11 protein-coding genes are annotated in these 12,323 nt (G+C 67.2%); 9 read left to right on the top strand and 2 right to left on the bottom strand.

Translation table 11 applies throughout. From position 1 onward, the window contains the following. Window positions 1-30: 30 nt before the first annotated feature. Complete coding sequence (locus tag ACAG24_RS02720) at window positions 31-600, top strand: nitroreductase family protein (protein ID WP_370471149.1); 570 nt, start codon at window positions 31-33, stop codon at window positions 598-600. Between the two features lie 74 nt (window positions 601-674). On the opposite strand, the gene ACAG24_RS02715 is transcribed toward ACAG24_RS02720, so the two are convergent. Next, window positions 675-1,658 (bottom strand): bile salt hydrolase, encoded by a 984-nt coding sequence (locus tag ACAG24_RS02715; protein WP_370471148.1) that lies wholly within the window; start codon window positions 1,656-1,658, stop codon window positions 675-677. A 154-nt stretch (window positions 1,659-1,812) separates the two neighbouring features. Here ACAG24_RS02715 and ACAG24_RS02710 point away from each other — a divergent pair, with 154 nt between their 5' ends. The 8 genes from ACAG24_RS02710 to leuA all read left to right on the top strand — a co-directional run bounded on the left by ACAG24_RS02710 (window position 1,813) and on the right by leuA (window position 11,279). After that, complete coding sequence (locus tag ACAG24_RS02710) at window positions 1,813-3,072, top strand: ammonium transporter (protein WP_370471761.1); 1,260 nt, start codon at window positions 1,813-1,815, stop codon at window positions 3,070-3,072. A 107-nt stretch (window positions 3,073-3,179) separates the two neighbouring features. Beyond that, window positions 3,180-4,487 carry a type III glutamate--ammonia ligase gene (gene glnT / locus ACAG24_RS02705; protein ID WP_370471147.1) on the top strand — a complete coding sequence of 436 codons (1,308 nt, stop codon included), beginning with the start codon at window positions 3,180-3,182 and terminating at the stop codon, window positions 4,485-4,487. A 44-nt stretch (window positions 4,488-4,531) separates the two neighbouring features. After that, complete coding sequence (locus ACAG24_RS02700) at window positions 4,532-5,440, top strand: class II glutamine amidotransferase domain-containing protein (protein ID WP_370471146.1); 909 nt, start codon at window positions 4,532-4,534, stop codon at window positions 5,438-5,440. Further along, window positions 5,428-6,111 carry a GltB/FmdC/FwdC-like GXGXG domain-containing protein gene (locus tag ACAG24_RS02695; protein WP_370471145.1) on the top strand — a complete coding sequence of 228 codons (684 nt, stop codon included), beginning with the start codon at window positions 5,428-5,430 and terminating at the stop codon, window positions 6,109-6,111. The genes ACAG24_RS02700 and ACAG24_RS02695 overlap by 13 nt, the downstream gene beginning before the upstream one ends. Continuing rightward, window positions 6,111-7,445 (top strand): FMN-binding glutamate synthase family protein, encoded by a 1,335-nt coding sequence (locus ACAG24_RS02690; protein ID WP_370471144.1) that lies wholly within the window; start codon window positions 6,111-6,113, stop codon window positions 7,443-7,445. Before ACAG24_RS02695 ends, ACAG24_RS02690 begins: the two co-directional genes overlap by 1 nt. Continuing rightward, window positions 7,442-8,638: an NAD(P)/FAD-dependent oxidoreductase gene (locus ACAG24_RS02685; RefSeq protein ID WP_370471143.1), complete on the top strand. Its 1,197-nt coding sequence runs from the start codon at window positions 7,442-7,444 to the stop codon at window positions 8,636-8,638. Before ACAG24_RS02690 ends, ACAG24_RS02685 begins: the two co-directional genes overlap by 4 nt. 11 nt (window positions 8,639-8,649) lie before the next feature. Continuing rightward, window positions 8,650-9,300, top strand: coding sequence for a helix-turn-helix domain-containing protein (locus ACAG24_RS02680; RefSeq protein WP_370471142.1), 651 nt, complete (start codon window positions 8,650-8,652; stop codon window positions 9,298-9,300). 158 nt (window positions 9,301-9,458) lie between these two features. Further along, entirely contained in the window at window positions 9,459-11,279 is a 1,821-nt protein-coding gene (gene leuA, locus ACAG24_RS02675) for a 2-isopropylmalate synthase (RefSeq protein ID WP_370471141.1), read from the top strand. Here the strand turns inward: leuA and ACAG24_RS02670 are convergent. Further along, complete coding sequence (locus tag ACAG24_RS02670; RefSeq protein WP_370471140.1) at window positions 11,276-12,277, bottom strand: DEDDh family exonuclease; 1,002 nt, start codon at window positions 12,275-12,277, stop codon at window positions 11,276-11,278. The two genes, leuA and ACAG24_RS02670, sit on opposite strands and share 4 nt — an antisense overlap. Between the last annotated feature and the right edge of the window lie 46 nt (window positions 12,278-12,323).

Here is a 12,323-nt window from a genome sequence, read left to right as displayed (position 1 = left end):
CCCGCCGGTCGCCTCGGTAACCTGCACCACATGCCCGATCGGCTCGCCGATACCTCGGTCCCCATCCATTCGGCGATCGCCGCCCGCTGGAGTCCGCGGGCCTTCGATCCGGCGGCAGACGTTCCCCGCGAGGACGTGACCGCGCTGCTGGAGGCCGCTCGCTGGGCGCCGACCTGGGGGAATCGCCAGCCGATCCGATTCCTCGTCGGCGTCCGTGGCGACGAGACCTTCGAAACCATGACCGGCCTGCTCAGGAGGGGTAACAGCTACGCCAAGTCTGCCAGCGTCCTGATCCTGCTGTGCGCCGATGAGGGCGAGGACGAGCGGACGAAGCTGTACTCGACGGTCGACGCCGGCTCGGCGATGGCCAACCTGCTCATCGAGGCCGTCTCGCGCGGATTGATCGCCCACCCGATGGCCGGCTTCGACGTTCCCGCCGCAGCCGAGATGTTCCGTCTCCCGCACACCCTGCACCCGGTGGTCATGATCGCCGTCGGCCGGCTCGGCGACTACGCCGACGTGGCGCCGGAGATCGCCGAGCGCGACGCCCGACCCCGGGAGCGGCTGCCGTTGACGGAAGTGGTGCTCAACTGGTCCTGAGCCGCGGCCGTCGAGTGCACGCTTCCTGACAGAAAATCGCCGAAACCAGTCATGAACCGTGCATTCGCGCCGCTCTACGCGACACCCAGGAAAGTGAACGGTTCCGCCTGCTCGAACTGTGCGCTCGTCTCACCCGTGTACACGGTCTTCTGCCCCTCCCCCAGCTCGAGACGCAGCGTCGGCGCCCCCTCGCTGATGTCGACGTTGTTGAGATCGACCCAGAAAGTGCTCGGCGACAACGCCGATTCGAAGAAGTACCGCAACGCGTTGTGGTCGATGGCGGTACGCCACCGCGTCGACGAGATGTTCGGCGCCTCGGGTGTGGTGATCCCGTAGGGAACCGATGCATTGCGCACGACGCCGAGCGTGACCGCGACGGCCTCCAGCGGATCGGCGGTCTTGGGGACGGCGTCGATGTAGAACGAGGCGCGCACGAACCGGTCAGCCGCGCGGTTGGTGCCCGGCAGCATCACCGTCCCGCCGATCTCGTTCCAGTACTCCGAGATCGCCAGCTGCTTGTCGAAGATCGGGGAGTTCGTCATCACCTGGTAGTGGCGACCGTGATGGATGACCTGCTCGCCGTCGATGTATTCGACGATGGCGCTGTCCCCACCGGCATCCGACAGCGCCAGATGTAGTGTGGCGAGCCGCTGCTGGCCGGGCACCTCGATGGTCTTGATGTGCAGTGGTGTGGCCGTGAGCGCGGCGACCGCCTCGGCGACCGTCGCGAAGTTGTCGAGGATGTACTGGGCCCACAGGGACAGTGACAGCGCCGATTCCTTGCCGTCACCGGCGGGGTACTGCGACTCCGCCAGCCACAGCAGGTTGGCGGCCAGGCCCGCTTCGTTGAGACCGTCGGTCGTCGAGATGTCGTAGCCGCTGGCGACGACGCTGCCGTACTTCGACGTCCACTCCAGAGAACCCGGCCCCGCGCAGCCGGTGCGCGCCGCGCCCCGCGGCAGCACCCACAGATTGGTGCCGATCTCGGCTTCCCAATCCATCGACCGCCCCGTGACGATCCGCTCACCGGTACCCAGATAGACCACGCGTGTGCACACGCGATCAACGTAGCGCCGCCGACTCACAACAGGTCGTTACGCCACGGAAACGCACCGCGACCATCGTCGTAACAGAAGCGTCGGTAACTGTCCGGTGAACGGCTCGTCTGAAGAGCCGCACGTCTGCAGAGAGATTGGATAACGAATGGATCCAGTGGACACCGGCACCACGGCTTTCATGCTGTGTTGCATCATCGGGCTGACCCTGATGATTCCCGGACTCGCGCTGTTCTACGGCGGCATGGTCTCGGTCAAGAGCTCGACCAACATGATGATGATGACCTTCGGCGCCGTCGCCGTCGTCGGCGTCCTCTGGGTCCTTTTCGGTTTCTCGATGGTCTTCGGCACCTCGTACGGCGGCTACCTCGGGAACCTCACCGAATTCGCAGGCATGACGGACCTCCTGGAGTCCCAGACCACGATCTCGGGTCTACCGATCAGTCTGTTCTCGGTGTTCCAGGCACTCTTCGCCGCGATCACGGTCGCGCTGATCTCGGGTGCGGTCGCCGACCGGATGAAGTTCGGGGCGTGGATGGGCTTCGCGACCCTGTGGGCGGTGCTGGTCTACTTCCCGGTCGCCCACTGGGTTTTCGCGTTCGACGGGGTCGTCACCGAGGACTCGGTCGGTGGCTGGATCGCCAACAAGCTGGGAGCGATCGACTTCGCCGGCGGCACCGCGGTCCACATCAACGCGGGTGCGGCCGCGCTCGCGGTCGCGATCGTACTCGGTAAGTCGAAGAACTGGGGTCAGCTGCGCAAGCCCCACAACGTCCCCCTGACGCTGCTGGGCGCAGGCCTGCTGTGGTCGGGCTGGTATGCCTTCAACGGCGGTTCCGCTCTGGCCGCTGGCAATTCGGCCGCGATCGTGATGGTGACGACGTTCGTGGCGACATGCGCTTCGACCCTGGCCTGGATCGCCGTCGAGAAGTTCAAGGACGGCCATGTCACCGGTGTCGGAGCGGCATCCGGTGCCATCACCGGCCTCGTCGCGATCACCCCGGCCTGCGGTGCGGTCACGCCGGTCGGCGCGATCATCCTCGGCGCCGTCGCCGGTGCGATCTGCGTCTACGCCGTCGGACTCAAGGAGCGATTCGGTTACGACGACTCGCTCGACGTCGTCGGCGTGCACCTGGTGGGCGGTGTCGTCGGCACGCTGTTGATCGGGTTCCTGGCCAGCGAGTCGATGCCCAACGCCACCAACGGCCTGTTCTACGGCGGCGGTGTCGAGCAGCTCTGGAAGCAGGCGGTGGCTGCGGGCGCGGTCATGGCGTATTCGTTCGCCGTCGCCTTCCTGATCGCTTTCGTCTTGAAAAAGACTGTCGGCATCCGTATTTCGCCCGACGACGAAGAGAAGGGCATCGACGCAGCGTTCCACCGCGAGGCGTCGTACGAGTTCCAGCACGCGTCGGCTTGAGACGCACGACGGCCGGTGCGGACCCCAGGGCTCGCACCGGCCGTTTTCGTCGTGCAGCGCGTTTCCCCTAGTGATACTTTGATTCCTAACAAGAGACAAGGATCGAGATGGCCACCACTCTCCAGGACCTGGCGAAGGACGCCGGAACCACGTTCATCCTCGCGCTGTTCGTCGACCTTCGGGGTAAACCCTGCGCCAAGCTCGTGCCGGTCGAAGCGGTCGACATGCTGGCGACCGAAGGAGTCGGCTTCGCCGGCTATGCGGTGGGCGCCATGGGCCAGGAACCCAAGGATCCCGACCTGATGGCCATCCCCGATCCCGCGTCCTTCACACCGGTCCCGTTCATCAAGGACGGGCTGGCGATCGTGCACTGCGATCCGCATGTCAACGGCGAACCGTGGCCCTACGCCCCGCGCGTGATCCTCAAGTCGTTGATCCAGCGCTGCGCCGACGCCGGGTTCGAGCCATGGGTGGGCGCCGAGGTCGAGTATTTCCTGTTGTGCCGCAACGCTGATGGTTCCATCGCGGTCGCCGATGCGGCCGATACTGCGTCCCAGCCGTGCTACGACGCCCGCGGCGTCACCCGCATGTACGACCACCTGACCGCCGTCTCGACCGCGATGAATCAGCTGGGCTGGTCCAACTACGCCAACGACCACGAAGACGGCAACGGCCAGTTCGAGCAGAACTTCACATTCGCCGAGGCGCTGACGACCGCCGACCGAGTGATCACCCTGCGCTACCTGCTCTCGATGATCGCCGCCGAGCGCGGCATGATCGCGACCTTCATGCCGAAACCGTTCGGCGACAAGACAGGAAGCGGCCTGCATCTGCACCTGTCGCTCACCAGCGGTGGTACCCCTGTCTTCCCCGCCGACGAGGACGCCCGGGGCCTGGGGCTCTCGGACACCGCCTACGGGTTCATCGGGGGAATCCTGGAACACGCCTGCGCGCTGCAGGCCGTGGTCGGGCCAACTGTCAACTCGTACAAGCGAACCGGAGCGGTCAGCACCAGCTCGGGGGCGTCGTGGGCGCCCCGGCTGGCCACTTACGGCGGCAACGACCGGACGCACTACATCCGCGTCCCGGATTCCGACCGGATCGAGATGCGCGGCGGCGACGGCTCGGCCAACCCGTACCTCGCGATCGCTGCGGCGCTCGGTGCGGGCATCGACGGCATCAAACGCAGCACCGATCCGGGAGCGGTCGGCTCCGGGGTCAGCACGCGGGCACTGCCGCCCACCCTGCTGCACGCGGTCGACGAGTTCGAGACCGACCCGGTGGTCACGGGCGTTCTCGATTCCGTGGGTGACGGTGTCGCCGCCTACTTCTCCACCATCAAGCGCGAAGAGTTCTTCGCCTATCACAGCTCTGTCAGCCCATGGGAGCTCGACAGCTACCTCACTGCCTTCTAACCGCCTTCCAGAACGAATTCGCTTCACACGAAAGAGGTCAAGCCATGTGCGGGATCGTCGGGTTGCATCTGCGGACACCCGAGCTCTACCCCCGACTCGGTCAGCTGCTGACCGGCATGCTGTGCGAGATGGGTGACCGCGGCAGCGATTCGGCCGGCGTCGCCGTATACGGCGACCCGGACTGGACGCCTCCCGGCCACGGCTGCGTCTCGGTGGCCGACCTCGGCCCAGGATTGACCGAGGACACCACCGTGGTGGCCGCCTCGGTGGGAGCAGCGCTGGGCGGCGACGTCGCGGGCTCTGCCGTCGGCGTGAGCCACGTGCTGTCGGCGGCGGTGGACTCCGAGGTGTTGCTGGCCGCGGTCCGTGCCGCCTATCCCGAGGCGCTCATCGCCGGATTCGGCTCCGACATAGCCGTTCTCAAGGGCGTCGGCCATCCGCGCGTCCTCACCGGAGGCTGGGGACTGGCCGGCGCACAGGGGTGGCAGGGCGTCGGACACACCCGGATGGCCACCGAATCGGCGGTCACCCCCGCAGGCTGCCACCCGTACGCCGTCGGGCCGGGACAGTGCATGGTGCACAACGGATCGTTCGCCAACCACGCCACGATCCGGCGCGAGCTGCGCGCCGGCGGCGTGGCGTTCGACAGCGAGAACGACACCGAGGTCGGCGCGCGGTTCATCGCCAAGCAACTCTCCGAGGGCCGTGGCGTCGAGAGCGCTCTCAAAGAGCTGTGTGCCACGTTCGACGGCTTCTACACCCTGCTGGTGTCCGACCGTGATTCCTTCGCCGTGGTGCGGGACGCGATCGCGTGCAAACCGGCCGTGATCGCCGAGACCGACGAATGGGTCGCCATGGGCAGCGAATACCGCGCCCTGGCAGGACTTCCCGGCGTCGAGAAGGCCAGGATCTGGGAGCCCGAGCCCGAGGTGGTGTACGCATGGAGCCGATAGTTTTCAACCTGAACACGACCGCTCTGCGCGACGTCAACACCGCCCTTCACGCACCTGACCTTGAGGGTGACTTCGTCATCGAGAACCCCGCGGGGGCGCACAACGTCGCCGTCGGTCTGGATGCACCGGTGACGGTCACCGTCGACGGTCACGTCGGTTACTACGCCGCCGGCATGAACCAGCAGGCCGATGTCGTCATCAACGGCAGCGCCGGAACCGGGGTGGCCGAGAACATGATGAGCGGCTCGGTGTGGGTGAAAGGCGACGCGTCGCAGTCCGCGGGGGCGACCGCCCACGGCGGCCTGCTCGTCATCGAGGGCAATGCCGCTGCGCGCTGCGGCATCGCGATGAAAGGGGCGGACATCGTCGTCGGCGGCAATGTCGGGCATATGAGCGCCTTCATGGCGCAGGCCGGCCGCCTGGTCATCCGCGGCGACGCGGGCGAAGCACTCGGCGACTCCATCTACGAGGCCCGCATCTACGTTCGGGGAGACGTGGCATCGCTGGGCGCCGACTGCATCGCCAAACCGATGCGCGGGGAGCACCGTCAGGAACTCGAACAGCTCCTGAAGGCAGCCGGATTCGAGGACGACGACACCGCCGCCTACACGCGTTACGGATCCGCTCGGAATCTGTACAACTTCCACGTCGACAATGCGAGCAGCTACTGATGAGCAGTACGAGCGACGAACGCGCACGCCGCGGCCTGCGCGAATCCGCGACCTTCGACCGGGCCACCATCGCCGCGATCCAGCGTGCGGCCGACACCGGCATCTACGACATCCGCGGCTGGGGCGCCAAACGCCCGCTGCCGCACTTCGACGACCTCCTCTTCCTCGGGGCGTCGATGTCCCGCTATCCCCTCGAGGGCTACCGCGAGCGCTGCGCCACCGATGTCGTACTCGGCGACCGCTTCGCCAAACATCCACTGCACCTGGACATCCCGGTCACGATCGCCGGCATGAGCTTCGGCGCGCTGTCCGGACCCGCCAAGGAGGCCCTCGGTCGCGGCGCCAGCGAGGTCGGTACGTCGACCACGACCGGCGACGGCGGTATGACGCCCGAGGAGCGCGGTCAGAGCAAGTCGCTGGTCTATCAGTACCTGCCGTCGCGCTACGGCATGAATCCCGCCGACCTGCGCAAGGCAGATGCCATCGAGGTGGTCCTCGGCCAGGGCGCCAAACCCGGTGGCGGGGGAATGTTGCTGGGCCAGAAGATCTCCGAGCGCGTGGCGGGCATGCGCACGCTGCCCCAGGGCATCGACCAACGCTCGGCGTGCCGCCACCCCGACTGGACCGGCCCCGACGACCTGACCATCAAGATCAACGAGCTCCGCGAGATCACCGACTGGGAGAAGCCGATCTACGTCAAGGTCGGCGCCACCCGCACGTACTACGACGTCAAGCTCGCGGTGCACGCCGGAGCAGACGTCGTCGTCGTCGACGGCATGCAGGGCGGCACGGCGGCAACCCAGGACGTCTTCATCGAACATGTGGGCATCCCCACGCTGGCGGCGATCCCCCAGGCCGTGCAGGCGCTGCAGGAACTGGGAGTGCACAGACGAGTCCAGTTGATCGTGTCGGGCGGCATCCGCAACGGCGCCGACGTCGCGAAGGCGCTCGCGCTGGGTGCCGACGCCGTCGCGATCGGCACCGCGGCGCTGATCGCGCTCGGCGACAACCACCCGCGGTACGCCGAGGACTACGAAAAGCTGGGCAGCGCAGCGGGTTTCTACGACGATTACCAGGACGGCAGAGATCCCGCCGGGATCAGCACGCAGGATCCCGAGCTCGCTGCGCGGTTCGACCCGATCGCCGGCGGGCGGCGGCTCGCCAACTTCCTGCGCGTGCTGACCATGGAAGCCCAGACCATCGCCCGGGCCTGCGGCAAATCGCACGTCTGCCACCTCGAACCCGACGACCTCGTCGCCGTGAGCATCGAGGCGGCTGCGATGGCCAAGGTTCCCCTTGCCGGCACAGACTGGATCCCCGGGCAGAAGTGGTGAGCGAGACCGCGGATGTCGTGATCGTCGGCGGCGGCATCGAAGGCTGCGCTGCAGCGTGGGCACTGAGCCGACGTGGTGTCACCGATGTGGTTGTACTGGAACGCAACACGGTTGGATCCGGCATGACGGGAAAGTCCAGTGGGATCGTGCGTTGCCACTACGGCGTCAGCTCGCTGGCGGCGATGGCCACAGACGGCCTCGCGGTGTTCGAGCAAGCTGAGGAGATCTTCGGCACGGACATCGGGTTCCGCCAGACCGGCTACGTCGTCGGTGTCGGCGAGCAGAACGTCGAGGCGCTGCGGAAAAGCCTTGCCGCACAACAGTCCGTCGGAGTCCAGACCGAGGAGATCGACAAGGCCGACGTCGCCGAACTGTGGCCGTTCGCCGACCTGACCCCGTTCGCCGCATTCGGCTGGGAAGCCGGCGGAGGCTACGGTGACGCCTACCAGACCGCGCAGGCGTTCTCGTTGTCGGCACGCGCTGCCGGGGTGCGCGTCCGGCAGGGCTGCGCCGTCACCGAACTTCTTCTCGACGGCGACCGGGTCACCGGTGTGCGCTTGGCGGACGGCACCGAGATCTCGGCGGGCACGGTCGTCGTCGCGACCGGGGTGTGGACGAAACCGTTCCTGGCTCCCTACGGCATCGACATGCCCATTCGCGTCATCCGGGAGCAGATCGTGATGATCGACCCCGGGTTCGACATCGGAAAGGTGCCCGTCTTCTCCGATCTGGTGTCGCTGCAGTATGTGCGCCCCGAGGTCGGCGGCGACATCCTGTTCGGCAACAGCGACCTGCCCGGCTATGACGCGATCGACCCGTCCGACCCCGACAGCTACCTCAACCGCGCCACCGACGATTTCGTCGACCTCACCGTCGACAAGGTCGGCACCCGCTTCCCCGGCCTCCCCGACGCGTCGATCTCCAGCAGCTACGCCGGCTGCTACGACGTCACTCCCGACTGGAACCCCGTCATCTCCAAAGCGCCCCTGGACGGGCTCGTCATCGCCGCCGGCTTCAGCGGACACGGTTTCAAGATCGCGCCCGCAGTCGGCACGCTCGTGGCCGACCTCGTGATCGACGGCCACAGCAGCGATCCCCGCATCCCCGCGTCGGACTTCCGGTTCTCCCGCTTCGCCGAGAACGACCCACTCAAGACGCCCTACCCGTACGTCGGGGCGGGACAGATGCGCTAGACAGGTGCACTGTGGCCTCTCCTGACGATCTGCTGCGCAACACCTCCGGAACCGCGCGTGACCGCGACCCGGCGGAGCCGGTGGAGGAGCTCGAGATCGAGTCGGCGATCGGCCGCAACGTGCGGCTGCTGCGGCTGCAGCAGGGACTGACCGTCGCCGAGACGGCGGCCCGGATCGGCATCTCGAAGGCGATGATGAGCAAGATCGAGAACGCGCAGACCTCGTGCAGCCTCTCGACGCTGGCACTGCTGGCCAAGGGCTTCGACGTCCCGGTGACCAGCCTGTTCCGCGGGGCGGATGTGGAACGTCCCGCCGCGTTCGTCAAAGCCGGTGCCGGTGCCGCCATCGTGCGGGAGGGCACCCGCGAGGGCCACGAGTACCAGGTACTCGGGTCGCTGCGCGGGGAGCACAAGCGGCTGGAGTGCCTGCATGTCACGCTGTCGGAGAAAAGCCAGACCTACCCGCTGTTCCAGCATCCGGGCACCGAGTTCATCTACATGCTCGAAGGCGTCATGGACTACAGCCACAGCCGCTCCGTGTACCGGCTGCACCCGGGCGACTCCCTGCAGATGGACGGGGAGGGCGCGCACGGTCCGGTCGACCTCGTCGAGGTGCCCATTCGCTTCCTGTCGGTGATCGCGTTCCCCGACTCCCAGGTCTGACAGGGTTTTGCCCCACGCAGGCTCAGGAGTATGGTGAGGCCCGTGCAGCGGGTGCTCCTTCTCGGACGCCGCGACGGGGTCTGATCCAGACTGGCTTCCCGTCGCGGGTGTTTCGCGATGCGCCGGTCTGAATCCCACCAAGAACCCGGAGCACCCCCATGACTGAGAATTACAACCCTTCCGCCGATGCCTTCAGCTCGGTCCGCACCATCTCCACGCCCGCCGGCGATCCCCATCCGCACCAGCCCGCCTGGAACACCCAGCGCGGCTCGCAGATGCCTGTATCCCGCTATCGCAGCTTCGACGAAGAGGTCGAGGCGATCCGGCTGCCGGACCGCACCTGGCCCGAGAAGGTCATCACGACCGCCCCCGCCTGGTGCGCGGTGGACCTGCGTGACGGCAACCAGGCCCTGATCGACCCGATGAGCCCGCAGCGCAAGCGCCGGATGTTCGACCTGCTGGTCCGCATGGGCTATAAGGAGATCGAGGTCGGCTTCCCGTCGGCGTCGCAGACGGACTTCGACTTCGTCCGCGAGATCATCGAGCAGGGCGCCATTCCCGACGACGTCACGATCCAGGTGCTGACCCAGTGCCGGCCCGAGCTGATCGAGCGCACGTTCCTGGCGTGCGAAGGCGCACCGCGCGCCATCGTGCACTTCTACAACTCCACGTCGATCCTGCAGCGCCGTGTGGTGTTCCGCGCCGACCGTGACGCGGTCAAGAAGATCGCCACCGACGGGGCGCGCATGTGCGTCGAGGAGGCCAAGAAGTACCCGGGCACCCAGTGGCGCTACGAGTACTCCCCCGAGTCCTACACGGGCACCGAGCTGGAGTACGCCGTCGAGGTGTGCAACGCCGTGGCGGACATCGTGAAGCCCACCCCGGAGTGGCCGCTGATCGTCAACCTGCCCGCCACCGTCGAGATGGCGACCCCCAACGTGTACGCCGACTCGATCGAGTGGATGAACCGCAATCTGGCGCCGCGCGACTCGATCATCCTGAGCCTGCACCCGCACAACGATCGCGGAACTGCCGTCGCCGCAGCCGAATTGGGTTACGCCGCGGGCGCGGACCGCATCGAGGGCTGCCTGTTCGGCAACGGTGAACGCACGGGCAACGTCTGCCTGGTGACGCTGGGCATGAACCTGTTCTCCCGCGGCGTCGACCCGCAGATCGACTTCTCGAACATCGACGAGATCCGTCGCACCGTCGAGTACTGCAACCAGCTGGGCGTCCACGAAAGGCACCCCTACGGAGGCGATCTCGTCTACACCGCGTTCTCCGGCAGCCACCAGGACGCCATCAACAAGGGCCTGGACGCGATGAAAGTGTGTGCCGACGAACAAGATTCGGATGTCGACGACATCCTCTGGCAGGTTCCGTACCTGCCGATCGACCCGAAGGACGTCGGGCGCACCTACGAAGCCGTCATCCGCGTCAACTCTCAGTCCGGCAAGGGCGGCGTGGCCTACATCATGAAAGCCGACCATGGGCTGGCGCTGCCGCGACGGCTGCAGATCGAATTCTCGCAGGCGATCCAGCAGATCACCGACGGTGAGGGCGGCGAGGTGTCGCCCAAGGAGATGTGGGACGCGTTCTACGAGGAGTATCTGGCGCCCATCTCCCCGCTGGAGCGGATCCGGCAGAAGGTCGACGCGGCCGAGGTCGACGGCGGCACCGACACCATTACCGCGGTCGTGAAGATCAATGGCGAGGAGCGCGAGATCGTCGGTGCGGGCAACGGCCCGCTCGCGGCGTTCGTCGACGCGGTCGGCGCCGTCGGCTTCAACGTCAACGTCCTGGACTACTCCGAGCACGCGATGTCGGCGGGCGAGGAAGCCCAGGCCGCGGCCTACGTGGAGGCCGAGATCGGCGGCAGAACCGTGTGGGGCGTCGGCATCGCGACGTCGATTACGACGGCGTCGCTGCGGGCGGTGGTGTCCGCGGTGAACCGGGCCGCACGTCAGGGCGCGGTCTAGAACAGAGTGAACTGATCCCCGGCCGGGGATTGCTCGGTGAACGCCTCGATGGCCGATCCGCCGATGACCGAGTCGATGCGCTGCATGAACTCGGCGCTGCTGACCATCGGGACGCCGAGCTCCCCGGCCTGATAGCCCTTGCCCTGCTCGGGTGCTTCGGCGTCGCACACCACCAGCGACGTGTTCAGATCGACCGCGTCGGTGAACGCCAGCCCGGCGTGCAGGATGCGCTCGACGAGTTCCTCATGGGTGTGGCTGACCTCGGCGGACAGCGCGACGCGCATGCCCTGCACCAACGGACGGCCTCGGACGAAGCGGCCGGGGTTGGCGTACGGGCACGGCAGCCGGGCGGCCGTGGCCTTTAGCGGCAGCAGTTCGTCGTGGGTCACGCGGCCGTTGGGCCACGTGCGGCGCGTCACGGGCCGAACCGGCAACCAGGTGCGGCGCTCGTAGGCCCGCGCAAGGACCGGCTTGAGGATCTGCGCCAGCACCATGGCGTCGTCGAGCGCGTCGTGCGGCTTCATCTGCGTGACGCCGTGGTGGGCCGCCAGCGTCTCCAGACGGAGATTCTCCAGGCCCAGTTCGAGGCGACGGGCCAGCTCGACGGTGCACATGGCGGTGTCGACGGGCAGCTCGGCGCCCACCATCTCGGCCTCAGCGGCCAGGAACGAGTAGTCGAAGCCGACGTTGTGGGCGACCAGCGTGCGGCCCCGCAGCACTTCACACAGATCGCCGACGACGTCGCCGAACGTCGGCTGGCCCGCCAGCATCTCCGCCGTCAGCCCGTGGACGTGCGTCGGACCGGGATCGACACCCGGGTCGAGCAGGCTGTAGAGGCTCTTCTCGACGTTGCCGTCGTCGCTGAGCGCGAGCGCAGCGATGCTGACGACGCGGGCCTGACCGGGCCTGAATCCGGAGGTCTCGACGTCGACGACGGCCCACCCTGCGCCGTCGGAGTCGGCGGGCCTACCCCAACGACTTTCGGCGGTTGAGCTCATGGACCGAGGATGGCACGCACGTGTGACAACCCTCGCTCCATCTCAC

The sequence above is a fragment of the Mycobacterium bulgaricum genome (assembly GCF_041287165.2).
In the GTDB taxonomy this organism is placed as follows: domain Bacteria; phylum Actinomycetota; class Actinomycetes; order Mycobacteriales; family Mycobacteriaceae; genus Mycobacterium; species Mycobacterium bulgaricum.
Note: the sequence above shows the minus strand (reverse complement) of the source record. Positions and strands in the feature narration are given on the sequence as shown.